Raw genomic sequence first — 25,477 nt, forward strand, 5'->3', positions numbered from 1 at the left:
TTGTCCACCGAACCGCGCATCGAAACCAACCTCGGCGAAGATTGCGGCGCCGCCCCGCGCGCCGAGACGAGCGCTACGACCGCCTCGCCCACCGTCGCGCACTGGCGGGAAGCGGCGGCGAGAGAGGTCAAGGGGCGCGACCTCGATTGGCAAACGCCCGAAGGTTTCGCGATCAAGCCGCTGTATACAGGGGAAGATGTTGCGCGCGATCCGGGCCTTCCCGGCTTCGCGCCGTTCACGCGCGGGGTGCGGGCGTCGATGTATGCCGGGCGGCCCTGGACGATCCGCCAATATGCGGGTTTCTCGACCGCCGAGGAGTCCAACGCCTTTTACCGCCGCAACTTGGCCGCGGGGCAAAAGGGTCTCTCGGTTGCCTTCGACCTCGCCACTCACCGCGGCTACGACAGCGATCACCCGCGCGTGGTCGGCGACGTCGGCAAGGCGGGCGTGGCGATCGACAGCGTCGAGGACATGAAGATCCTGTTCGACGGCATTCCGCTCGATCAGATGTCGGTCAGCATGACCATGAACGGCGCGGTGATCCCGATTCTCGCCTTCTTCATCGTCGCGGCGGAGGAGCAGGGCGTCGCTCAGGCGCAGCTCGACGGGACGATTCAGAATGACATTCTGAAGGAGTTCATGGTCCGCAACACCTACATCTACCCGCCCGAACCGAGCATGCGGATCGTCTCGGACATTATCGCATATACGTCGGCCAACATGCCGAAGTTCAACAGTATTTCGATCTCCGGCTATCATATGCACGAGGCCGGAGCGACGGCGGTGCAGGAGCTCGCGTTCACCATCGCCGATGGCAAGGAATATGTCCGCCGCGCGGTCGCCGCGGGGCTCGACATCGACAAGTTCGCCGGGCGGCTCAGCTTCTTCTTCGGCATCGGCATGAACTTCTTCATGGAGGTGGCGAAGCTGCGCGCGGCGCGGACGCTGTGGCACCGGGCGATGGACGGGCTCGGCGCGCGCGATGAGCGCTCCAAGATGCTCCGCACCCACTGCCAGACGTCGGGCGTTTCGCTGCAGGAGCAGGACCCCTACAACAACGTCATCCGCACCACGATCGAGGCGATGGCCGCGGTGCTTGGTGGCACGCAGAGCCTCCATACCAATGCGCTCGACGAAGCGATCGCGCTGCCGACCGATTTCTCGGCACGCATCGCCCGCAATACGCAGATCGTGCTGGCGGAGGAGAGCGGGATCACGCGCGTCGTAGATCCGCTCGGCGGCTCCTATTATGTCGAGGCGCTGACGCAGACGCTGGTCGACGAAGCGCAGGCGCTGATCGACCGCGTCGACGGCGAAGGCGGCATGACGCAAGCGGTCGTTTCCGGCTGGCCCAAGCAGTTGATCGAGGAAGCCGCCGCCGCGCGACAGGCGCGGGTCGACCGGGGCGATGACGTCATCGTCGGGGTCAACAAATATCGCCTGCCCGAAGAAGCGCCGCTCGACACGCTTGAGGTCGACAATGCGGCGGTGCGTGCGGCGCAGATCGCGCGGCTCGAACGTGTCCGCGCGTCGCGGGATGAGGTGGCGTGCCGTGCCGCGCTAGACGCGCTGACCGCAGGCGCGCGTGGCGACGCGAACCTTCTGGCGCTCGCCGTTGCGGCGGCACGGGCTCGCGCCACGTTGGGCGAGATCAGCGACGCGATGGAGGCGGCGTTCGGGCGCTATGCGACGCAGCCTGAACCTGTGCGCGGCATATATGGTCCCGCCTACGCCGGCGACAATCGCTATAATCAAGTGCGCGTCGGGGTGGAGGCGGTCGCGCGCCGGCTCGGTCGCGCGCCCAGGCTGCTCGTCGCCAAGATGGGGCAGGACGGGCATGATCGCGGCGCCAACGTGATCGCCTCGGCGTTCAGCGATCTAGGCTTTGACGTGACCAGCGGCCCGCTATTCCAGACGCCGGAGGAAACGGTTGTGCTTGCGATCGACAGCGGCGCGGACGTGGTCGGCGCGTCCAGCCTCGCGGCAGGGCACAAGACGCTGATCCCTGATCTGATCAAAGGCCTGCGCGCCGCGGGGCGCAGCGACGTCAAGGTCATCGCGGGCGGCGTCATCCCGCCGCAGGATTACGACTTCTTGCGCGACGCCGGGGTGCAGGGCATCTACGGCCCCGGCTCCAATGTGGTCGAATGTGCCGCCGACGTGCTGCGCCTGCTCGGCCACAACATGCCCCCGCTGGAGGAAGCCGCGTGATCGCCGAAGTTCGCACCGACTGGACGCGCGAGGAGATCGCCGCGCTGTTCGATCTGCCGTTCACCGAGCTCGTCTTCCGCGCCGCCAGCGTTCACCGCGCGCACCATGCGGCGGACGAGGTGCAGCTATGCACGCTCCTTTCCATCAAGACCGGCGGCTGCCCCGAGGATTGCGGCTATTGCTCCCAGTCGGTCCACGCCGACAGCGGGGTCAAGGCGACCAAGCTGATGGACGTGCGCCGAGTGCTCCAGCGCGCCGCTGAAGCGAAAGATGCGGGCTCGCAACGCTTCTGCATGGGCGCGGCGTGGCGCAATCCCAAGGACCGCGACATGCCCGCCATCGTCGAGATGGTGCGCGGCGTGCGCGCGATGGGGCTCGAGACGTGCATGACGCTGGGCATGCTGACCGACGCGCAGGCGCGGTTGCTCGCCGAAGCGGGGCTCGATTATTATAACCACAACATCGACACCTCGCCCGAGCGCTATAAAGAGGTGATCACCACGCGGACGATGGGCGACCGGCTCGACACGCTGGCGCAGGTGCGCGCGGCGGGGATCAACGTCTGCTCGGGCGGCATCGTCGGCATGGGCGAGACGCGCGAGGATCGCGTCGGCTTCGTTCACACGCTCGCGACGCTGCCGCAGCATCCCGAGAGCGTGCCGGTCAACGCGCTGGTGCCGATCAAGGGCACGGTGCTTGGCGACATGCTCGCCGACACGCCGATGGCCAAGATCGACGACATCGAATTCGTCCGCACCGTTGCGGTGGCGCGCATCACCATGCCGATGAGCATGGTCCGCCTCTCCGCCGGCCGCGAAAGCATGAGCGAGGCGACGCAGGCGCTCTGCTTCATGGCCGGCGCCAACTCGATCTTCACCGGCGACAAGCTTCTGACCGCCGCCAACGCCGGAGACGACAAGGACAGCGCCATGTTCGCGCGGCTCGGGCTGACGGCAATGCAGGGCGGGGAGCCGATGCGCATCAAAGAGCGAGCGTGCGCGGCCGAATGAGGAAGGTGATGACCTTCTGCTTCACACTTTACACTGTGGAGCTGCTTGCGTGGATTTCGTTTGCACTTTTTGCTTTGCAACTCGTTCCATGGGTGCCTGAGATTGAATACCCAGGTTGGCCGAGAAGTCGCAATCCTTGCTGAGCTGATAAAGATTGCTGCATTACCCTTCGCAATTTGGTGCGTCGCCGCGTTTTCCTCTTGCGAGTGAAGCATTGAAATTTGCCCAGCGCTGCGAAATCGCCGAGGCCCGAGGCTGGCGTTTCGAACGATGGTAGCGGAGGAGTGGTGGCATGGAAGCGAAGCGCACACCGGGTCGAATTCTCTTGTTACTCTTTAGTGTAGGATGGTTTCTCTGGACTGGCTTAGACTGGTTTGGATCCATTTTGGGGAATTGCGCCGATGACATCCGCTGCCTCGCGATGAAGCAATATGCGCCAAGCCTCATAATGTGGCGCGGGCTAGCGATCGAAGCAGGCGCACTTCTCCTTTACGCTTTCTACTCTCGTTGGCAGAGGCCTTAGATGTTCACCAAAATCCTGATCGCCAACCGCGGGGAGATTGCCTGCCGTGTCATCAAGACTGCTAGGCGGATGGGCATTGCGACGGTGGCGGTTTATTCCGACGCCGATGCGGGGGCGAAGTTCGTCCGGCTCGCGGATGAGGCGGTGCATATCGGCGCGTCGCCCGCGGCGGAAAGCTACCTCGTCGCCGACAAGATCATCGCCGCGGCCAAGCAGATGGGCGCCGAGGCAGTCCACCCGGGCTACGGCTTCCTATCCGAACGCACCAGCTTTGCCGAGGCGTTGGCGGCGGAGGGCATCGCCTTCATCGGCCCGCCGCCGACAGCGATCGCCGCGATGGGCGACAAGATCGAAAGCAAGCGCATCGCCGCCGCCGCCGGGGTGAACGTCGTGCCTGGGTTCGTCGGTGAGATCGAGGATACCGAGCATGCGGTGCGCATCGCCGGCGACATCGGCTACCCGGTGATGATGAAGGCCTCCGCCGGCGGCGGGGGCAAGGGCATGCGGCTCGCCTGGAACGAGGCCGACGTGCGCGAGGGGTTCGAGGCGACGCGGCGCGAAGGCCTCAACAGCTTCGGCGACGACCGCGTCTTCATCGAAAAGTTCATCGAAAACCCGCGCCACATCGAAATTCAGATCCTCGGCGACCGGCATGGCAACATTCTCTACCTCAACGAGCGCGAGTGCAGCATCCAGCGCCGACATCAAAAGGTGGTGGAGGAGGCGCCGTCGCCCTTCGTCACGCCGGAGATGCGCCGCGCGATGGGGGAGCAGTGCGTCGCGCTCGCCCGGGCGGTCGGCTATCACAGCGCCGGCACGGTCGAGTTGATCGTCTCGGGCGCGGACCCGACGGGGCAGAGCTTCTACTTCCTCGAGATGAACACCCGGCTGCAGGTCGAGCATCCGGTGACCGAAGCAATCACCGGCATCGACCTCGTCGAGCAGATGATCCGCGTCGCCGCGGGCGAGCGCCTCACCATGACGCAGGAGAATATCTGCATCGACGGCTGGTCGATCGAGAACCGCGTCTATGCCGAGGACCCCTATCGCGGCTTTTTGCCCTCGACCGGGCGCCTCACCCGCTACCGCCCGCCGGTTGACGGTTGGGCGGACGACGGGCCGGGGGAGGGCGGCGCGTACAACCCGCGCGGGGTCGACGGCATCCGCATCGACGACGGCGTGACCGAGGGCGGTCAGGTGTCGATGTTCTACGATCCGATGATCGCCAAGCTCATCACCTGGGCGCCGTCGCGCGACGAGGCCGCAGACCTGCAAATCGCCGCGCTAGACGCGTTCGAGATCGAGGGGCTTGGGCACAACATCGACTTCCTTTCGGCGATCATGCAGCACCCGCGCTTCCGCTCGGGCGAACTCACCACCGGCTTCATCGCCGAGGAATATCCCGACGGGTTCGAGGGCGCGCCGCCGAGCGACGAGGTGCGGCGCATGCTGACGGGCGTCGCCGCCTTCATCGCCACCGCGCACGCCGACCGCGCGCGGCGCATCTCCGACCAACTCGGCGACCGGCTCGCGCCGCCGTCGCGGTGGAGCGTCCGACTGGGTGACGCCAGCCACGATGTCGTGCTCGACGGCGACGCGGTCAGTGTCGACGGCGCGCCGCTGCACATTGCCACCGAATATCAGCCCGGCGACCGGCTGATCGCGATCGAGCTGGGCGAGGGCGACGCGGCCGAAACTTACCACATCGGCATCGCCCGCGATCGCACCGGCATGACGCTCACCACCCGTGGCGCCCGCCACCGCGTGCGCGTGCTGCCAGGTCACGTCGCCCCGCTCGCGGCGCACATGATCGAAAAGCCCGCGCCGGACCTCTCGCGCTTCCTCATCTGTCCGATGCCCGGCCTGCTCGTGCGGCTCGACGTGGGGGAGGGCGACAAGGTCGAACCCGGTCAGTCGCTTGCCGTGGTCGAGGCGATGAAGATGGAGAATATCCTCCGCGCGACCAAGGCCGGCACGGTCAAACGCGTTGCCGCGCAGCAGGGCGAGAGCCTTGCGGTCGACGCGGTCATCCTCGAGCTCGAATGAGCGCGGGGCCGCCCGCACCCCCGATCGCGTTCGACCTGTTCGCGCAGGTCGACATCCGCGTCGGCACCATCGTCAGCGCCGAAGCCTTTCCCGAAGCGCGCAAACCCGCGCTCAAACTGCGCATCGATTTCGGTGCGGACATCGGTGAGAAGCGCAGCAGCGCCCAGATCACCGAACAATACGCGCCCGATGAGTTGATCGGTCGCCAGGTCATCGCGGTCGTTAACTTTCGGCCGCGCCAGATCGGCCCGTTCATGTCGGAGGTCCTCACCCTTGGCGTGTCGGACGAAAGCGGCGCCATCCGCCTTCTCGCCCCCGACGGCACGGTGCCCAACGGCGCGCGGATGCACTGATGCCCAAGCTCTGGACGATCGGCTACGAGCAGGCGACGCAGGACGCGGTGCTGGGCGCGCTGCGCGAAGCGGGGGTGGAGGTGCTCGCCGACGTACGCCAGCTCCCGCTATCGCGCCGCCCCGGCTTTTCAAAGAGCGCGTTGCGCGCCGGCGCGGAAGGGGTCGGGATGGCCTACCGTCATTATCGTGCGCTCGGTACGCCGCCGGACGGACGCGCCGCAGCAAAGCGCGGCAACGACGCGGAACTGGCGCGCATCTATGCAGGTCAGCTGGAGCTGCCCGAAGCGATGGCAGCCGCGGCGGAACTGCGCGAATTGGCACAGGGTCATCGGGTTGCGCTCCTCTGTTACGAACGCGCGCCTGAACACTGCCATCGCCGTTTGCTCGCCGAAGCGATGTTCGCCGACTTCGAGGTTATTGACCTCACGCCGTAATCGCACGCGATTGATCTTGACGATGCGATGTCCCCGGTGCGTATCCCGGCTAAACTCGAAACGCGTTGGGGGACGGAATGGACAGCGAAGCGGAGGCTGCGGCGCTCGCGGCGCGTGAGCCGAGCGCAAGGGAGATGCGGCTGGTGATCGCCGCATCGTCCGCTGGGACGGTGTTCGAATGGTACGACTTCTTCATCTACGGCACGCTCGCCGCGATCATCGGCGGCACCTTCTTCCCGTCGGGTTCCGCGACGTTGGAGACGCTCCTGGTGTGGGCGGGCTTCGCCGTCGGGTTCGGCTTTCGTCCGCTCGGCGCCGTGTTGTTCGGGGTGCTCGGCGATAGGCTGGGTCGCAAATATACGTTCCTCGTCACCGTTACGCTGATGGGTATCGCCACGGCGGGGGTGGGGCTGATTCCGTCCGCGGAGAGCATCGGCATCGCCGCACCGATCCTCGTCCTGCTGCTCCGCATCCTCCAGGGACTCGCGCTGGGCGGCGAATATGGCGGCGCGGCGATCTACGTCGCGGAACACAGCCCGCCGCACAAACGCGGCTTCTACACCAGCTTCATTCAGGCAAGCGTCGTCGGCGGGTTCATCCTGAGCCTGGTCGTGGTTTTGTCCTGCAAGGCGCTGATGCCCGCCGAAATCTGGACGAGTTGGGGCTGGCGCGTGCCGTTCCTTCTGTCGATCATCCTTCTCGCCATATCGCTGTGGATGCGGGTCAAGCTTTCCGAAAGCCCGGTGTTCGTGGCAATGAAAGCGGCCGGCGAAACGTCGCGCCAGCCACTTCGCGAGACCTTCACCTACCCCGGCAATCCGCTCCGGCTGTTCGTCGCGCTGTTCGGTATCGCCGCGGGGCTCACGGTGATCTGGTACACCGCGATGTTCTCGGGGCTGACCATGCTGAAAGGACCGCTGCGCGTCGAAGATACGGTGGCGGAAGTGATCGTCGGGCTGGCCGCGCTCGTGGGCATGGGCTTCTTCATTCTCGCCGGATGGTGGTCGGACAGGGTGGGGCGAAAACTGCCGATCGTGCTCGGCTACGGCCTCACGCTCGCCCTGCTGTTCCCGCTGTTCCACGCGCTCGGGAGCGCCGGCCACCCAGCGCTGGCGCACGCTGCGCAGGCAAGCCCGGTGACCTTGGTCGGCAGCGACTGCCGCTTCGACCCGTTCGCGAGCAAGCAGCGTACCGAATGCGGCAAAGCCATGTCGGAACTGTCCCGCCTGGGCGTGCCTTACGCCTTGTCGGCCGGACGACCGGGTACCTTGCCTGTGCTGCGCGTCCCGGGGGCGGAGGTGCCCATCGCCGATGCCAAGGTGATCGAACCTGCGCTGACCCGGGTCGGATATGATTTTGCGAAGCATCGTCCCGGCGCCGGTCAATTGATGACCATCTTCCTCATCCTGCTCGCGCTGTCCGCTCTTTCGGGGCTGACCTATGGCCCGGTGGCGGCGCTGTTGTCGGAGTTGTTTCCGCCGCGCGTGCGCTATTCCTCGCTGTCCATCCCGTATCATATCGGTACGGGCTATTTCGGCGGATTCCTGCCGCTCATCGCGGCCTACATCGCAGCGCGAACCGGGGATATTTACGCCGGACTGTGGTACACGTGGGGGGTTGTTGCCATGGCCTTCGTCGTGACGCTGTTCCTCTTGCGCGAGACGCTGCCCCGCGCCACGCGGGGGGCGTGATCGACACGCTCCCCCCGCTTCCGCCCGCCCCCCTGCGTATTCGCCTCGATAGAGAGGCGCTGACGGCGAACTGGCGCACCCTGGCGCGCCGGTCGGGGCAGGCCGACTGCGGCGCGGCGGTCAAGGCGAACGCCTATGGCCTTGGCGCGCGTGAGGTTGTGCGACGGTTGCGGGAGGCTGGATGCCGCGACTTTTTCGTGGCGACCTGGCGCGAGGCCGCGGACATCGCCGACCTCGTCGACGGCGTGTCGCTCAGCGTGCTGCACGGCGTTCGTGATGAAGATATGGAGATTGCACGCGCCGGCTTCGCACGTCCGGTCCTCAATAGCGCCGAACAGATCGAGCGCTGGGTGGCCAGGGCGGAGGGCCGGCCCTGCGACCTGATGGTCGACACGGGCATGACCCGCCTCGGTCTGCGCCCCGACGAGTTGGGAGCCACGGCACTCGACCGCCTCCGGATCGATACGCTTCACAGCCATCTCGCGGACGCCGACGAAACCAGCGTGAGGAACCGCCAGCAGCGCGAGGCGCTCGTCGACGCGGGCGCGTACGTCGGCGCGCGGCGACTGAGCCTGTCGAACAGCGCCGGTATCTACCTCGGCGATGACTTTTGCTTCGACCTCACTCGCCCCGGCTTGGGGCTGTACGGCGGCGTCCCGCGGGCGGAAGCGCGCGGCGAAATCCTGCCTGTCGTCACGCCCGAAGCGCAATTGGTGCAGGTGCGTGCCGTTCAATCGGGCGATCGGGTCGGCTACGGCGGGAATTGGCAGGCGGACCGCGACATGCGGATCGGAATCCTCAACATTGGATATGCCGATGGATTGCTGCGCGTGTTCAGCAACGGCGTTGGTTCAGTCGGAATTGGCGGTCAGAGCTACCCCACCCTCGGGCGCGTTTCGATGGATCTCACCGCCATCGCTCTTCCGGATGCTTCCTCGGTCGGGGAAGGGGACTGGGTCACGCTCGACTATGAGCTCGCGTCGCTGTCCGCTCGCACGTCTTTATCGCAATATGAGTTGCTCACGCTCCTGAGCTCGAGGGCCGAACGTATCTGGTGCTGAGCTCCGCTGACCGAGCCACAAAAAAGGGGGCGCCGATTGCTCGGCGACCCCCATTTTTGCCTTGAGCCTGATCAGAACTTGACCCGTGCCGTCGCCGAATAGCGGCGGCCGAGGTTGTCGCTGATCGCACCGGGGATGTAATAGCCGTAATATTCCTGGCCGATCCGGTCGAACAGGTTGGTCACACCGAGCGTGAGGCGGAAGTTCGGGTTGATGTTGAAGAACACCGACGCATCCACCGTGACGTAATCGTCGTACTCGTCGAACTCACGGATATCGTTCGGCGCCGGAGCCCGGTTGAAGCGCGAGATCAGCTGTTCGCCGATGTAGTTGAAAAACGTCGCGATCCCGAAATTGTCGTCGGCATAGCGGAAGTTCAACTGACCCTGGAACTGCGGGTCACCAACGATGCCGTCCGAGCGCGCCGGCGCAACACCTGTCGTATCGACGATGCGGCGGTGCACGTAGAACAGGTTCCCGTCGACCGAGAAGCGCGCGTTCGGGCCGAGGCCATCGACGCGACGCGTGTAGTCGAGCGTTCCCTGCACCCCGGCGAAGTAGATCCGCTGGCCGTTGACGAACCCCGAGGACACACCCGGATTGGCCGGATCTGCGATCACCTGACCGGTCGCATCGCGACGGATCTGCGAGCAGAACGAGTTACCGTTCGCCGGGTCGTTCGCGTCGAACGTCTCATTGTCGAAACAGCCCGATGCGATCTGCGCCACCGAAAGGCTGGAGATCGGCTTGGTCAGATCGATATCGATATAATCGACCGTCATCGTCAGGCCGGGCACGAAGCGCGGCTGCAGCACGACACCGAGCGTGTAGGAATCCGCCTGCTCGTTATCGAGGTCGGGATTACCCCCGGAGCGCCCCGGAACGGTAGCGAGGCTCGCCGCCAGCGGCGTCGCGTTCGGGAACTTCGCCAGGAACGCGGCGCAGTTGCGCGCGCGGGTTTCCGGAACGGGTCCAGCGTTGCGGTTTGCGGTCGAGCAGAGATCCGGCACCGTGACGAACGTATTCGTGGTGGGCGAAAACAGCTCGGTGATCGCAGGCGCACGGAACGACCGCGTGAAGTTTCCGCGGAACGCCAGTCCGGCAAACGGCTCGACGAGGCCGCCCGCAGTCCACGCCAGGAACCCGCCATTGACCGTGTTGTCGACGTAGCGCGCCTTGCCGTTCAGCTCGAGCCGGTGGATGAACGAGTCGTTGTCCGGCGAAATCACCGTGACGAGCAATTCTCCGAAAACCTCGTCGAGGTTATAGGACCCGCTGTTCGGCGTGATCGCCACCGAACGACCGAGGCCGGCCTGCTGGAAGGCGTCCGGCGTAAACGACGCGCTCTCCTCGCGGTGTTCGTAACCGACGTTGAAGGCGACCGGGTTTCCGAACAGATCGAACGGCGAGCCGCCGAAGTTGATGTTGAACACCTTCTGTTCGAAGCGGCTGGCCGCGGACACATCCTGCAGGATGTAGTCGAGCGCAGCCTGGCTCGGGCGACCTTCGCCGAACAGGTTCAGCGGGACGCACGCCGGGTCGGCCTTCGGGGCGACCCCGCTTGCCGCTGCCGCATTGACCGCCGGGTTCGCGTCGCAAACGATCTGACCCGCGGCATTGCGCGTGACGTTGACCGCGTTGACGAAGTTCTGCTGATTGATGCCCTGGCCATAGTCATAGAAATCGTTGCGACCATAGACCCCGGCGACTTCCCAGTTGAAGTCACGCCCACCCAGCTGCAGGTCACCGCGCAGGCCTACGACGCCCCGGTAGAGGTCGTTCTGAGAGAAACCGGTGTTGTCCGAGAGATCGACGTTCGCACGGCTAAGCAGGAAACGCTGATAACCGTTGGTGACCAGCAGATTGCGAGCCTGCGGGGTCAGGAACGGGTTGTCGACCGAGAAGTTGAGAGCGCTGCTTGCGCCACCGAACAAGGTGGAGTTGAACGTCGGCTGCTGAACGAGCTCGTCACCGTAACCACGGTAGTAAAGCCCTTCAACGAACGCCGTCACGCCATCGGTCAGATCGTAGTTCGCGAATAGCGACACGCTTGTCCGGCGGAGGTTCGAAGTGAGCTGCGAGAAGTCGCTGAAGGTGAAGCCGTCACCGCCCGACGCGCGCGAAGCGGCGCTGTTGATCGGACCGTTGAACAGAATCCCGCGATTGTACGGGATGAGATCGCCGTTCGGACCGAACTGGTAGTTGAAGTCCAGCGGCCGAAGTGCGCCGATGTTGGCGATCACACCGCCGCGCGAAAGCGACGGGATGGTGACATTGCGCACCAGGATCGACCCCGGGAAGCCGTCGTTCGTCGCATTGTTGAACCCGATGTTGCCGTTGATGCGGCCATCGTTCGTCAGCGGCGATGAGCGGAAGTTCGTGACCAGGTTGCTGGTGCACGAGGGGCCCGGGATCGAGCAGGGGTTCGTCAGGAAGCCGAGGTTGTCCCGGTAGAAGTCGCGCGAGTTGAACAGCGCCCCGGTAACCTCTTCGTGGAACGCTGCAATCGCAACGTTCCCGCGATTATCCGGGAAGTTGAACCCGGCCGCCCCCTGCACTGCGAACGTAAAGTTGTCGCCGCGTTCCGTGATGCGGGTCGTGCCGCGCACTTCGACGCCCTCGAACCGGTCGCGCATGATGAAGTTGGTGACGCCGGCGATCGCGTCCGAGCCGTAGGCCGGCGCACCGCCGACGGAGAGGCGTTCGATACGGTCGACGAGGATTGACGGGATGATGTTAAGGTCAACCTGCGTCCCGGGCGATGCGTTGCCGAAAATCGAGATGCTGTTCGACGTGACGACGCGGCGACCGTTGAGAAGGGTCAGGTTGCGGTTGCTGCCGAGCCCGAAGGTGTTGACGAAGTTGACGCCCTGACCAAAGGACCCCTGCGCGCCCGACGGGGTCACCGACCCGCGATAGCCGGGCAGTTCGTTGAGCGCATCCGCGACGTTGGTGAGGTTGCGATCTTCGAGATACTGCTGGTTGACCGAAACCGTCGGCGCGAAGTTGGTCGCCTCCGGCACGCGCAGGCGCGACCCGGTAACGACAATCGCGCGACTGTCTTCGCTGTCGCAAACACCGTCATTATTGTCGTCGACGCAGATGGTGTCGTCACGCGCGACCGATGTTTCGTCCGCGGGGGGCGTGGTGCTGGTCGTCTGGGCGAAGGCCGGCGTCTAGATCGCGAAGGCGATGGCCAAGCTCGCCGCACCGAGAAAACGGGTCGTGCGCATGTTACTCTTCAGATGAACCCGACTTGCCACGGGTATTCACCGGACGTTCAACCGCGACTCGCGTCCGCTCGCAAGCCTTGGTTTACGGAGCCGTCACAATGGGACCTCGCTGTTGCGATTGAGCCACATTCGCTGGCGGGTCATCATAGCTCTTTCAACCCCACGACAAGGGCGTATGTGAGCCAGGCCCTATTGACGCATAACGTTAGGAGGGAAGCGTTGCCTTTCCGTCAGAGTGGTGGGGCCGGGCGCAGTTACGGGAATCGGGTTGGCTATGTGCGCAAAAAAATGGGCCACCGGTCTCCCGGTGGCCCCTTTTCTAGTCAAATCGATTGCTTCAACTTCAGAATCGGAAGGTCGTGTTCACAAAGTACGTCCGGCCGACGAAGTCGTAGCCCGAGTAGAGCGGAGCATTGCCCGTCGTCGAGAAACCAAACGCCGTGATGCGAGGCGGCTGCGTGTCGAGCAGGTTGCGAACGCCAGCGGTGAGCTGGAAATTCTCCGCCACGTTGAACTGCGCCGACAGCGTGTGGAGGAAGTAGTCGTCCACCTCTACCAGCGCTGCATCACGGTAGCTCTGCACCGTGGCTGGATCCGAAGTGCCGGTCGTCCGGTTGAATGCAAGCAGTTCGTAAGTGCCATAGCTGCCGTCAACCCAGCTGAGCCCATAGCGAACGGTCACAGGGCCGGTGCGATACGACGCGTCGAACGAGCCCACCCATTCTGGCGAAGTCAGCGCGCCGTTGGCGTCACGCTTGAACTCGTCGGGGAACAGGCGGTCCGACTGTTCTTCATATTTGGTCAGGCTTCCGTTCATCGTGAGTCGCCCACCGAGCAGGTCGGTTGCGAGACGAGCGTTGAACTCGAAACCGCGAACGATATCGGTCGCGAGGTTCACGTACCCGCTGGTGACCGTGAGGGTCCGGTTGGGGTCCCGGGTCACGAAGCGGCAGAAGCCGCTGGTCGGGCTGAAATCGACCGCATTGTAGCACCGCGACAGAATGGTCGCGCCACCCAGGCTCGACACACCGTTCTCGACGACGATGTCGAAATAGTCGAGCGCCAGTGACAGCGACGTTGTCGACGACATGCGCGGCTGGAACACCACACCGGCCGACCAGTTGCGCGACGTTTCCGCCGCGAGGCCCGTGTCGGCACCACCGCGGTTGAAGACCGTCACACCGCTGTTCTGATCGAACGTGTTGATGTCGATCCCGACCGCGGCGCAGTTCGCCGCCCGCTGAACCTGCGTCGGCGTGTACGCGGCCGGATTGGGCTGGCCGTTGCGCCGCGGGAAGCTGTCCTTATCGCACGGATCGCTCGAGCTCGCCAAGAACCCGCTGGTCGCTCCGAGAAATTGTTCAGCGAGGGCCGGCGCGCGATAAGACGTGCCATAGCTGCCGCGGATCCCGAAACCCGGGAAGAACTCCCATTCACCAGCGATCTTGTAGGTCACGTCGCTGCCGTATGAGTCGTAGTCCGTGTAACGAACCGACCCGTTAAGGTTGAGATTTTCGAAAAACGGCCGATCCGACAGGAGCGGAACGAAGAGTTCGGCGAAGACCTCACGCACCGCGTCACTGCCGCGCGTCGGAACCGAGGCCGTCAGACCAAACAGGTTGCCGCGCTGAGCATTCTCGTCCGGCGTGTCGTCGATCCGCTGACGACGATATTCGGCACCGAGTACCAACTGAACTTCACCCGCCGGCAACGTAAACAGAGGACCGTCGATCGACGCCGAGAAGGTCGTCTCACGAAAGACGTTTGTCCCGACCGTGTTGGCGACGATGTAGTCGCGGAACGCCTGCGGCAGGCGTCCACCAATCGTATCAGCATTCAGCGGCGGGGCAGCGACGCAGTTGGCGATCTGTGCCTGCGCAGCGCAGCTGAACGTGCCGTCGGGGTTCTGCACCACGTTGAGCGAAGTGGCCAACCGGTCGACGAGGAAGGATTCGATCTCGTACCGACCGTCCGTCCACGACTTGCCGGCGTAAACGTCGTAACGCCATCCGTTCATGAAAAAGTCACCGCGCAGACCAACCCCGGCCCGCACATAGTCCACTTCCTGACGTGAATCCGTGTTGCCATAGCCGACGAATGCCCGAGCGGCGATCGTCCGACCGCTGGACGTATTGGTCGGGTTGGCGAAAACTCCGTTTCGGAAAATCTCGGGAACGAGCGGGCTTCCGGTCAAGTAGTCGAGGCTCAGCTGACGATAGAGAATCGACGACGACTTGCGACGGCTGCCGAGCACTTCGGCGTATAATTCCGCGTTCCCGAGCATTTGCAGGTCGTAGGTAGCCGACAGAAAACCGGTGTAACTCTCGACCGGCGTGACGACTTCTTCCATCTGGCTGGCCGGATCGAACGTGTCACGGTCGTAAAAGCCAACCCCGAGAAAACCCGGCGTGCCGCCGCCCTGCGTCGGGAGAGCTGGAACGAAGCGGTTGAACACCCCCGGCGCCCCGCTCGTGCGCCCGATCCCCTGACGGTCGCGGACGCCGAGCGTGTTGATCGTGACGCCACCATTGTCGAGCGTGAAGCAAGTCGTGCCATCGAAACCGGCAATATCGCCCGAACCGAATTCGGACCCTTCACCGTCAAGGTAACCGCCCACCGGGCAACGTGTGAAAGCGACATCATACAGGCGGATGGCCTGGCGCTTGCGGTATTCGACCGAGCCGATAACGCTCAGGCGGTCGTTGCCGAAACCGAAGCTCGCAGACGTGCGATAGTCCACGCCCGCACCGATTTCGGGCACGTTAACCTGCGCGTTGATGGTCAGTCCACGCAGGCGATTGTCGGTGAGAATGTTGACGACGCCCGCGATCGCGTCCGAGCCGTAAACCGAGGACGCACCGGCCTTCAGAATTTCGATCCGGTCGATGATCGCAGTCGGCAGCACGTTGAGGTCGGCCGACAGAACCGACCCGCGCGTGCCGGCCGGCGAAATGCGACGGCCATTCAGCAGGACGAGGGTGCGGGCCGGGCCGAGGCCGCGCAGACCCAGCGTGTTGGCGCCGGTCCCGCCATCGGTCACGAAACCGCCATAGTAGTTGTTGATCTGGGCAGCACCCTGAGTGACCTCGGTGCTCTGAAGAGCGTCGGTCGCGCTGTTAAAGCCCGACTGAGTGATTTCCTCCGCGGTGACGACGGTAATCGGTTCGACCGTCGAATATTCGTCGCGGCGGATGCGCGAGCCGGTGACAACGATCGCACCCTCGTCCGCGTCGCACACGCCGTTGGCGTTCTGGTCGAGGCACGACTGGGTCGCGGTCGTGCTCGGAACAGTTTCGGTGGACTCGGTCGTCTGGGCATAGGCCGGTGCAGAAATTGCAAAGGCAATTGCGATGCCGGCTCCACCAACGAAGCTAGATTTGCGCATCATTTTCTCCTGGATGCTCGCACATTGTCAAAGGGCAGCATGGCGCACCATCAACCCGACCCGCACGCCTGTGACAAGCCCCGGCAGCTCTTCGGCCAAGAATGTACACGAGTGTCTCAAAATTGTCACACGGGTGTTTGACTGGCGCACGAGACATGCTTAGCTGGCGGAAGTTAAGCGTGAAGGAGCGGCATGGTTGACTCGGCGGACGCCGGCTCGGCGCCTCTTTAGATGCGGATCGTCAAGAAATACGCCAACCGCCGGCTCTACGACACGGAGCAGTCGCGTTACGTCACGCTCGACGATCTGCATGCGATGGTTCGACGCGGGGTCGACTTTCAGGTCATCGACGCGCGCACGGACGAGGATCTCACGCGGCAGACGCTGACTCAGATCATCGTCGAGGCGGAGCATGGCGCGGGCACCATGTTGCCGGTGGACGTGCTCCGCCAGATGATCGGCCTCTATGGTGGGGCCATGGAGGACATGGTGCCGCACTATTTCCGCGCGTCGATGGACCAGCTGCGCGCCAGCCAAACCCAAATTCGTGACAGTATCGAAGGCGCCGTGACGGGCACACCGTTCGAGCAGATCGCGCGCGCCAACATGGCGATGTTCGACGCGGCGACTGCGGCATTTCGATCGCCGGCTGCGGGCAAGGCCGGTGCGACCGAACCGCCGGATCCGCGCGATGCGGAGATTGCGCGGCTGCAGCGCGAACTCGACGCGCTCAAGGGCAAAGGCTAACGGCGCCTCCGACGCCAGACCATTGGCCGGACCGACGGAGTTTTCATGACCATCAAACACGCGCTCGCCACGACGCGCGCTTCCGACTTTGCCGGCTGGTATCAGGAAGTGATCGCCGCCGCGGACATGGCGGAGGAGAGCGGCGTGCGCGGGTGCATGGTCATCCGGCCGTGGGGCTATGGCATCTGGGAGCGAATTCAGCGGCTGATGGATGATCGCATCAAGGCCGCGGGTGTCGACAACGCCTATTTCCCGCTGTTCATCCCGCTCAGCTATTTCGCCAAGGAGGCCGAGCACGTCGATGGCTTCGCCAAGGAGATGGCGGTGGTCACCCATCACCGCCTGATCGGCGACGGCGAAGGGGGACTGGTGCCCGACCCCGAGGCCCGGCTCGAAGAGCCATTGGTCGTGCGGCCGACGTCGGAGACGGTGATCGGCGCGGCGATGGCACGCTGGGTGCAGAGCTGGCGCGACCTGCCGCTGATGGTCAACCAGTGGGCGAATGTCGTGCGCTGGGAAATGCGCACGCGCATGTTTCTGCGCACCGCCGAATTTCTGTGGCAGGAGGGGCACACCGCCCACGCCGATGAGGCCGACGCACGACAGGAGACGATGCGCGCGCTCGAAATGTACCGCAGCTTTGCCGAGGATGTGCTGGCAATGCCGGTCATCTCTGGCGAAAAGCCCGAGCACGAGCGTTTCCCCGGCGCCGTCGCGACCTACTCCATCGAAGCGATGATGCAGGACGGCAAGGCGCTGCAGGCGGGGACCTCGCACTATCTCGGCACCAGTTTCGCGGTGGCGGCGGGCATCCGCTATCAGACCCGCGAGGGCGGGCACGACTTTGCCCACACAACGAGCTGGGGCACCTCTACTCGCATGATCGGCGGGGTGATCATGACCCACGCCGACGATGACGGGATGCGTGTTCCCCCGGCCATCGCACCGCATCAAATCGTCATCGTACCGATGCTGCGCGAGGACGATGGCGATGCGGCCATTCTTGACTACTGCGCGTCCCTGGCGAGCGAGCTGCGGGCGAGCGCCGCGCTGGGTGAGCCTGTCCGCGCCCATCTCGACAAGCGCCCGGGAAAGAGCGCGACCAAACGCTGGGAGTGGCTCAAGAAAGGCGCTCCGCTGGTGGTCGAGGTGGGAGCGCGCGATGTCGCTGCGGGGAAGGTCGCAGTGATCCGGCGCCACGCGCTCTATCGGGACGATGGCAAGCTCGCGTCGGAGTTTCCGGATCGCGCGACGTTTGTCGCCGAGGCGCCCGCGATGCTGGAAACGCTTCAGGGCGACATGCTGACCGCCGCACGCACCCGCATGGACGGCTCGATCCGCCGCGACCTGACCGACTGGTCGGCAATCGAGGCCTACTTCCGTGAAACCGAAGTGCCCGGCTGGGTCGAAATTTCGTGGAGCCGTCCGACCGGAGCGGAGCTGGACGAGGTTGTCGAGCGGATCAAGGCGCTCAAGCTCACCGTTCGGAACGCCCCGCTGGACGCGGCTCCGGCGGAGGGCGCCTGCCCGCTGACTGGACGAACGGCGGTCGAGCGGGTGCTGGTGGGGCGGACCTATTGAGCCGCGTGCTTCCGCTGGCGCTTCACGCCGGCGGATGGCGCTGAAATGGTGGAAGCGACGCCGCGCACTTGCGGTCGGGCGCCCGGCACGCAACAAAGCGCCATGACCTCTCGCATCCTGCTGCCCGTGCTGGCGTTCGCCATCGCCGCACCCGCCGTCGCCCAACGCTCCCCCAGCCCGACCGCCAGCGTATCCGAGGCTCGGCTGCGTGCCGACCTGAATACTCTGGTCGGGTTCGGAACGCGGCACACCATGTCCGAACAGGATAACGCCTCGCGCGGCATCGGCGCGGCGCGACGCTGGGCGGAGCAGGAGCTGCGGCGCGTCGGTGCTGGCTGCGGTGGCTGCATCTCCGTCGAGCTGCCGGAACGCGTGGTGACCGGCGAGCGGGTGCCGACGCCGACGCGGCTGGTCAACGTCGTCGGAATACAGCGCGGAACCGAGCGCCCGAACGAGGTCGTCATCATCTCCGCCCATATCGACAGCCGCGGGACGGACGTGCTCGATGCCCGGGTGGAAGCGCCGGGCGCGAATGACAATGGCTCGGGAACGGCAGCAGTGCTGGAGGCGGCGCGTGTTTTATCGCAGCGGCGCTATCCGACGACGATCATCTATGCGGTGCTGTCGGGCGAGGAACAGGGGCTGCTCGGCGGGCGGCTGTTGGCCGATTGGGCAAAGGAGCGCCGCTATGTCGTGAAGGCCGTGCTTAACAACGACATTATCGGCGGCAGCCGCGGCTCGGACGGGCGCGTCGACTCAGGATCGGTGCGCGTGTTTTCGGAAGGGCCGCGTGCCGACGGCACCGACGCCAGCCGCGCGGCAGGGCGGCGCGAGGGTGGGGAAAATGATTCCCCCTCGCGCAATCTGTCGCGATTCATCGACACCATCGCGGCGCACCAGCGCGGGCTCGGTCTTGATGTGCGGCAAGTGTGGCGCTCGGACCGGTTTGGACGCGGGGGCGATCAGCTTCCCATGCAGGATGCGGGCTTTCCCGCGGTGCGTCTGACCGTCGGCATCGAGGATTACGACCACCAGCATCAGGACCTCCGCACCGAGAATGGTAAATTCTACGGCGACGTCATTGCCGAGATGGACTTCGCGTACCTCGCGCGCGTGACGCGGCTGAATATTGCCGCGCTCGACGCGCTGGCGAAGGCGCCGATGCCGCCTGCGCCACGGGTGCGCGGTGCGGTCTCGACCGACACGACGCTGGAATGGCCGGAGGTTGCCGGGGCCGCGGGCTACCGCATCTACCAGCGCGCGACCGACGCGCGGGACTGGATGCCGGTTGCTCGCGCCAACGGCACCGCGCGTAGCCATGTGCTGCGCGGCGTGCGGGTCGACGACTGGGTGTTTGGCGTGTCGGCGATGAGTGCCGCAGGCGCGGAGAGCCCGGTCGCGAGCGCCGTCCCGGGTGGTGCCTACGTGCCGCTCCCCCGCCCGGCAACGCGTTGATGGCACGACGCCCGGAGCGCCGAGGCGAGCTCCCCACGCGCGAGCAGATCCTGGACTGGATCAAGGGCGAGAAGGGCCTCGTCGACAAGCGCGACCTCGCCAAGGCTTTCGGCGTGCGTGGGCCTGCCAAGGTGCAGCTGAAAGCGCTGCTGCGGGACATGGCCAACGAAGGGCTGATCGACAGCGGCGCGCGCGGGCCGCTGACGCCTGCGGGGTCGCTGCCCAAGGTTATGGTGCTGCGCATCACCGGCCACGACGGCAGCCATGCGACCGCCATTCCCGCGCAGTGGACGGCCGCCGAACCGCCCCCGGTGGTCAAGGTGGTCGAGCGCGGGCGGCGTGGCGCGCTGGGCGAGGGGGACCGCATCCTCGCGCGCATCGAGGAGGCGGGCGCCGGTTACCGCGCTCACCCGATGAAGAAGCTTGAGTCGGCCCAAGACGAAGAGCTCGGCATCGTCGCCGCCGAGAAGACACCGAGCGGCAAGCCGATGTTCGTGCTGCGCCCGGTGGACAAGCGCCAGCGCCGCGAATGGCCGATCGCTGAGCCCGGCGAAGCGCAGGCGGGCGACCTCGTGCTGGCGCGTGTCGATGCGCGCGGACGTTCGGCCAAGGTGCTAGAGGTCCTCGGCGACCCGTTCGCGCCCAAGGCGCTGAGCCTGATCGCCATCCACAAATTCGGCATCCGTCACCATTTCGCGGACGATGTGGAGACGGAAGCTTCGATCGCGTCGCAATTGTCGCTCGAGGATGCGCGACGCGAGGATCTCACCGACCTGCCGATCATCGCCATCGACCCGATCGACGCGCGCGATCACGACGACGCGCTGTGGGCGGAGCCGGATGACGATCCGTCGAATGCAGGCGGCTGGCGCGCGGTGGTGGCGATCGCCGACGTCAGTTTTTTCGTGCGGCCGGGGGGCGCGCTCGACAGCGAAGCGCGCAAACGCGGCAACAGCGTCTATTTCCCCGACCGCGTCGTGCCGATGCTGCCGCATATATTGTCGAGCGGTGTGTGCTCGCTGAAGGCCGGCGAGGATCGCGCGGCGATGGTCTGCCATCTGCGGCTCGATGCGCGTGGGCGGATGCTCGATCATCGCTTCACCCGCGCGGTGGTGCGCCTCGCAGCGAACCTCGCCTACGAACGCGCGCAGGCGCTGATCGACGGCGATGCCCCCGAGGGGCAGGAGGCCCCGCTGCTCGCTCCGCTCAAGGCACTGTGGGGCGCGTGGAGCGCGCTCGCCAAGGCGCGCGACGAGCGTGAACCGCTCGAACTCGATCTTCCCGAACGGCAGGTGCGGCTCGACGACGCCGGCCGCATCGTCGAAGTGCGCGTGCGCGAGCGCCTGGATGCCCACCGCCTGGTCGAAGACTTCATGATCGCCGCCAACGTCGCCGCGGCAAAGGCGCTCGAGGCGAAACAGTCGCCGGTCATGTACCGCGTCCACGAGCCGCCTTCGCGCGAAAAGCTGGTGACGCTCAAGGACTTCCTCGCCACCTACGAGCAAAGCTTTGCGCTCGGCCAAGTCATGACGCCTGCGGTGTTCAACCGGCTGATCGCGCGTTTCGACGACGTCGAGGAGCGGGCGCGGATCATGGAGCAGATGCTTCGCACGCAGACTCAGGCCTATTACGGCCCCGCCAATGCCGGGCATTTCGGCCTCGCGCTGGGCAGCTACGCGCACTTCACGTCGCCCATTCGGCGATACGCGGACCTTCTGGTCCATCGCGCGCTGGTCAGCGCCTACGACCTGGAAGCTCCACCGCCGTCGGTGCAGGGCCTCAAGAAGATCACCGGGCTCTCGAAATCCGAAGGTGCGGAATTCGCGCGCATCGGCGAACTCATCTCCGCCGCCGAACGCCGCGCGATGGAGGCGGAGCGCGAGACGATCGACCGCTATGTCGCCGCCTATCTCGCGGAAAAGGTGGGGGAGGTGCTGCCGACCCGCATCACCGGGGTGCAACCGTTCGGCTTCTTCGCGCAGGTGGCGGGGCTCGGCGGCGACGGGCTGGTGCCCGCGCGCACCCTCGGCGACGAATATTTCCGCTGGGAGGAGGCCGCTCAAGCACTGGTCGGGGAAGAGAGCGGGCGGCGCTTCGTCACCGGGCAGGCAATCGACCTGCGCCTGACGCACGCCGATCCGGTCAGCGGCGCGCTGATGTTCGCGCTGCCCGACGCGCCGGAGGGTGAGGGGCCGTGGAATGTCCGCGGCGGTCCACGCGGCGCGCGCGGCGGACCTCGGCGCGTCACTACCGCGCGTCGCGGCCGACCCGCGAACATCCGCCACCAGTCGCGCTAGAAGCTCAGCTCAGCCGCTCGATGGCGTCATCGGACAGCCCGCCTGGGACGATGATCACCGGCACGGGCAACAGGCCTGCGTCGGCGCCAGTGAAGGCGCTCACCAACGGGCCGGGGGCACCGGTTGGCGCCGTAGCGAGCACGAGCGAAGTGATTTTCGCGTCTCTCGCGACCAGATCGCGCACGACCTCCGGCGGCTCGCCGCGCGCGACCGTGACCGCCGGGTCGAGGCCGTGCTCCTCGACGATCGACTGCGCGACGAGCCGCGCCTTTTCGAGCGCTTCGGCCCGCTCCTCCGCGTCGATAGTCGCACCCACGTCCGCCCACGCGATCGGGTCCGCGGGGGGCAGGGGGGCGAGAATGTGCAGGCTCCCGCCGGTCGCCTCGGCGCGGCGGGCGGCAAATCGCAGCGCGAGCGTCGCCTCGGGCGTGTCGTCGATGACGACCAGATAACCTCGGCTGCCCATAGCCCGCACGCTCCATCCCTTGACCCCGCGAGCGAGATTGGCTGGAAGGGCGCCGGCTGACAAGCCTCACCCCCACGGAGACCCGACCCCCATGCCCATCGAACTCAAAATGCCGGCGCTGTCGCCGACGATGGAGGAGGGCACGCTCGCCAAGTGGCTGGTCAAGGAGGGCGACGAGGTAAAGTCCGGCGACATCCTCGCCGAGATCGAGACCGACAAGGCGACGATGGAGTTCGAAGCCGTCGACGAAGGCACCGTCGGCAAGATCCTCGTGCCCGAAGGCAGCGAGGGGGTGAAGGTCGGCACCGTCATCGCGCTGATCGGCGAGGAGGGGGAAGACGTGGGTACCGCCGCCCCGACTACGCCCGCTGTCGCACCGTCCCCGCCCCAGCCCGAGGCAGACGAAAAGCCTGCGCCGACGTCGCCGACGCCTCCTGCGCCTCGCGCAGCTTCACCCGCCACCGCGCCAGCGCCGTCCGCTGTGCCTGCCTCGTCAGGAACGCGCATCAAGGCCAGCCCGCTTGCGCGCAAGATCGCGCAGCAGCAGGGCATCGACCTGTCGACGGTGACGGGTTCGGGCCCGGGGGGGCGCATCGTGCGCGCCGATCTCGACGCGGCGCCCAAGGCGCCTGCGACGCCGGCCCCTGTAGCGCAGCAATCGTCCTCGCAGGTCGTGGCTCCGGCATCCGCCGCGACGGCTGCCGCTCCTTCGGTGCCCGATTACGGTATCCCCTATGAAGCGCAAAAGCTCAACAATGTCCGCAAGACGATCGCGCGCCGCCTGACCGAGGCGAAGCAAACCATTCCGCACATCTACCTCACGGTGGACGTTCGCCTCGATATGCTGCTGAAGCTGCGTGGCGAGCTCAATGCGGCGCTCGAACCGCAGGGCGTCAAGCTCAGCGTCAACGACCTTCTGATCAAGGCGCTGGCAAAGGCGCTGCTGCAAGTCCCGAGCTGCAACGTCAGTTTTGCCGGTGACGAGCTGCGGCGATACAGCCGCGCCGACATTTCGGTCGCCGTCGCTGCGCCGTCGGGGCTGATCACGCCGATCATTGTCGACGCAGGCGCGAAGTCGGTCAGCGCCATCGCCACCGAGATGAAGGCGCTCGCGGACAAGGCGCGCGAAGGGAAACTGCAGCCGCATGAATATCAGGGCGGCACCGCCAGCCTCTCCAACCTCGGCATGTTCGGCATCAAACAGTTCGACGCCGTCGTGAATCCACCGCAAGCGATGATCCTCGCGGTCGGAGCCGGCGAGAAGCGCCCGGTCGTCGTCGACGATGCGCTCGGTATCGCGACAGTGATGAGCGTCACCGGCAGCTTCGACCACCGCGCCATCGACGGCGCCGACGGCGCGCAGTTGCTGACCGCGTTCAAGGCGCTGGTCGAAGCGCCGCTGGGGCTGGTCGCGTGACCTACGACCTCCTGATCATCGGCTCCGGGCCCGGCGGCTATGTTGCGGCGATCCGCGCGGCGCAGCTGGGGTTGTCGGTCGGCATCGTCGAGCGCGAGAAGCTCGGCGGCATCTGCCTCAACTGGGGCTGCATCCCGACCAAGGCGCTGCTGCGCTCGGCGGAGGTGCTGCATTATATGCAGAACGCCAAGGCCTACGGTCTCGCGGTCGAAGGCAGCGTGCGCGCCGATCTCGCCGCGGTGGTGCAGCGTTCGCGCGGGGTGGCGAAGCAGCTCAATCAGGGCGTCGCGCACCTGATGAAGAAGAACAAGGTCGCGGTGCACATGGGCGTGGCGCGACTGACCGCGCCCGGCACCGTCGAGGTCACCGGCGACAAGGGCAGCGAAACCCTCAGCGCCAAGCACATTATCATCGCGACCGGCGGCCGGGCACGCGAGCTGCCGTTTGCTCCAGCCGACGGCAAGCGCATCTGGACCTATCGTCACGCGATGGTGCCGCAGGAAATCCCGACGAAGCTGCTGGTGATCGGATCGGGCGCGATCGGGATCGAATTCGCGAGCTTCTATAACGACATCGGCGCCGAGGTGACGGTCGTGGAGATGCTCGACCGCATCGTGCCCGTCGAGGACGCCGATGTCTCCGCCTTCCTCGAAAAGGCGCTGACCAAACAGGGCATCGCCATTCACACGGGCGCAGGTGTGCAAAGCCTGACCGCAAGCGACCGTGGCGTCGTCGCCGAGATCGAGGACCGCGAGGGCAAGGTCGCTCGCCACGAATTGAGCCACGCCATCGTCGCCATCGGCATCGTGCCCAATACCGAAGACATCGGCCTCGAAACGCTCGGCGTCGCGACCGAGCGCGGGCACGTCACCACCGACCCGATGTGCCGCACCAACGTGCCCGGGGTGTGGGCCATCGGCGACATCACCGGCGCTCCGTGGCTCGCGCATAAGGCGAGCCACGAGGGCGTCATCGCTGCGGAGGCCATTGCCGTCGAGCTCGGCAAGGCGGACGTGCACCCGCACCCGCTCGACGTCCATAACATCCCCGGCTGCACCTACTGCCACCCGCAGGTGGCGAGCGTCGGGCTCACCGAAGCCAAGGCGCGCGAGGCGGGCCATGAGGTAAAGGTCGGCAACTTCCCCTTCATCGGCAACGGCAAGGCGATCGCGCTGGGGGAGGCCGAGGGCTTCATCAAGACCGTGGTCGATGCGGCCACCGGCGAGCTGCTCGGCGCGCACATGGTCGGAGCCGAGGTCACCGAACTCATCCACGGTTACACCGTCGGCAAGGCCGCGGAACTGGTGGACGAGGATTTCGCGCGCACCGTGTATCCGCATCCGACGCTGAGCGAGATGATGCACGAGGCCATCCTCGCCGCGGACGGCCGGGCGCTGCACATCTGACCGTCTCCCCGCGCCTCGCACTTTCGCTGGCCGGCGCGCTGATGCTGCTGACGCTGGCGATCGGGCTCATCGTCCGCGGCGCCCCTTATCCGCTCGATCTCTCGCTTTCGCACGCACTCGCCTTGCGGCAGGGGTGGTCGCAGCCGGTGCTGATCGAGCTG

General features: G+C 65.9%; 16 protein-coding genes. 13 read left to right on the top strand and 3 right to left on the bottom strand.

Annotation, left to right across the window (positions count from 1 at the left end; genetic code table 11):
- The 7 genes from scpA (at position 1) to alr (ending at position 9,329) form a co-directional block, all read left to right on the top strand.
- The gene (scpA, locus tag ACRYJK_RS03305; protein ID WP_482666159.1) at positions 1-2,211 is read left to right on the top strand and encodes a methylmalonyl-CoA mutase; all 2,211 of its coding nucleotides are present in this window, start codon (positions 1-3) and stop codon (positions 2,209-2,211) included.
- Positions 2,211-3,221 carry a biotin synthase BioB gene (gene bioB / locus ACRYJK_RS03310; protein WP_482667387.1) on the top strand — a complete coding sequence of 337 codons (1,011 nt, stop codon included), beginning with the start codon at positions 2,211-2,213 and terminating at the stop codon, positions 3,219-3,221. Before scpA ends, bioB begins: the two co-directional genes overlap by 1 nt.
- Before the next feature lie 523 nt (positions 3,222-3,744).
- Positions 3,745-5,790, top strand: coding sequence for an ATP-binding protein (locus tag ACRYJK_RS03315; RefSeq protein WP_482666160.1), 2,046 nt, complete (start codon positions 3,745-3,747; stop codon positions 5,788-5,790).
- A complete protein-coding gene (locus ACRYJK_RS03320; RefSeq protein ID WP_482666161.1) occupies positions 5,787-6,143 on the top strand; it encodes a tRNA-binding protein in 357 nt (118 codons plus the stop codon). Before ACRYJK_RS03315 ends, ACRYJK_RS03320 begins: the two co-directional genes overlap by 4 nt.
- Positions 6,143-6,577, top strand: a complete 435-nt coding sequence (locus ACRYJK_RS03325) for a DUF488 domain-containing protein (RefSeq protein WP_482666162.1) — start codon at positions 6,143-6,145, stop codon at positions 6,575-6,577. The genes ACRYJK_RS03320 and ACRYJK_RS03325 overlap by 1 nt, the downstream gene beginning before the upstream one ends.
- 77 nt (positions 6,578-6,654) lie before the next feature.
- On the top strand, positions 6,655-8,268 hold the full coding sequence (locus ACRYJK_RS03330) for an MFS transporter (protein ID WP_482666163.1): 1,614 nt from the start codon (positions 6,655-6,657) through the stop codon (positions 8,266-8,268).
- Positions 8,265-9,329 (top strand): alanine racemase, encoded by a 1,065-nt coding sequence (gene alr, locus ACRYJK_RS03335; RefSeq protein WP_482666164.1) that lies wholly within the window; start codon positions 8,265-8,267, stop codon positions 9,327-9,329. The genes ACRYJK_RS03330 and alr overlap by 4 nt, the downstream gene beginning before the upstream one ends.
- A gap of 71 nt (positions 9,330-9,400) precedes the next feature.
- Here the strand turns inward: alr and ACRYJK_RS03340 are convergent, their stop codons facing one another.
- Both ACRYJK_RS03340 and ACRYJK_RS03345 read right to left on the bottom strand, forming a co-directional pair.
- Positions 9,401-12,352: a TonB-dependent receptor domain-containing protein gene (locus ACRYJK_RS03340; protein ID WP_482666165.1), complete on the bottom strand. Its 2,952-nt coding sequence runs from the start codon at positions 12,350-12,352 to the stop codon at positions 9,401-9,403.
- Between the two features lie 553 nt (positions 12,353-12,905).
- Positions 12,906-15,950 (bottom strand): TonB-dependent receptor domain-containing protein, encoded by a 3,045-nt coding sequence (locus tag ACRYJK_RS03345; protein ID WP_482666166.1) that lies wholly within the window; start codon positions 15,948-15,950, stop codon positions 12,906-12,908.
- A gap of 228 nt (positions 15,951-16,178) precedes the next feature.
- Here ACRYJK_RS03345 and phaR point away from each other — a divergent pair, with 228 nt between their 5' ends.
- From phaR to ACRYJK_RS03365, 4 genes are all read left to right on the top strand, one after another.
- On the top strand, positions 16,179-16,694 hold the full coding sequence (gene phaR / locus ACRYJK_RS03350) for a polyhydroxyalkanoate synthesis repressor PhaR (protein ID WP_482666167.1): 516 nt from the start codon (positions 16,179-16,181) through the stop codon (positions 16,692-16,694).
- 45 nt (positions 16,695-16,739) lie between these two features.
- Positions 16,740-18,275 carry an aminoacyl--tRNA ligase-related protein gene (locus ACRYJK_RS03355; RefSeq protein WP_482666168.1) on the top strand — a complete coding sequence of 512 codons (1,536 nt, stop codon included), beginning with the start codon at positions 16,740-16,742 and terminating at the stop codon, positions 18,273-18,275.
- A gap of 102 nt (positions 18,276-18,377) precedes the next feature.
- Entirely contained in the window at positions 18,378-19,730 is a 1,353-nt protein-coding gene (locus ACRYJK_RS03360) for a M28 family peptidase (RefSeq protein WP_482666169.1), read from the top strand.
- On the top strand, positions 19,730-22,027 hold the full coding sequence (locus ACRYJK_RS03365; protein WP_482666170.1) for a ribonuclease R family protein: 2,298 nt from the start codon (positions 19,730-19,732) through the stop codon (positions 22,025-22,027). Before ACRYJK_RS03360 ends, ACRYJK_RS03365 begins: the two co-directional genes overlap by 1 nt.
- Before the next feature lie 4 nt (positions 22,028-22,031).
- Here ACRYJK_RS03365 and ACRYJK_RS03370 read toward each other — a convergent pair whose 3' ends face one another.
- Positions 22,032-22,493 carry a universal stress protein gene (locus ACRYJK_RS03370; RefSeq protein ID WP_482667388.1) on the bottom strand — a complete coding sequence of 154 codons (462 nt, stop codon included), beginning with the start codon at positions 22,491-22,493 and terminating at the stop codon, positions 22,032-22,034.
- 91 nt (positions 22,494-22,584) lie between these two features.
- On the opposite strand from ACRYJK_RS03370, the gene ACRYJK_RS03375 reads away from it, so the two are divergent.
- Entirely contained in the window at positions 22,585-23,910 is a 1,326-nt protein-coding gene (locus ACRYJK_RS03375) for a pyruvate dehydrogenase complex dihydrolipoamide acetyltransferase (RefSeq protein WP_482666171.1), read from the top strand.
- Complete coding sequence (lpdA, locus tag ACRYJK_RS03380) at positions 23,907-25,316, top strand: dihydrolipoyl dehydrogenase (RefSeq protein ID WP_482666172.1); 1,410 nt, start codon at positions 23,907-23,909, stop codon at positions 25,314-25,316. The genes ACRYJK_RS03375 and lpdA overlap by 4 nt, the downstream gene beginning before the upstream one ends.
- Positions 25,317-25,477 lie beyond the last annotated feature (161 nt).

Source organism: Sphingomonas sp. BLHR8, from assembly GCF_056821725.1.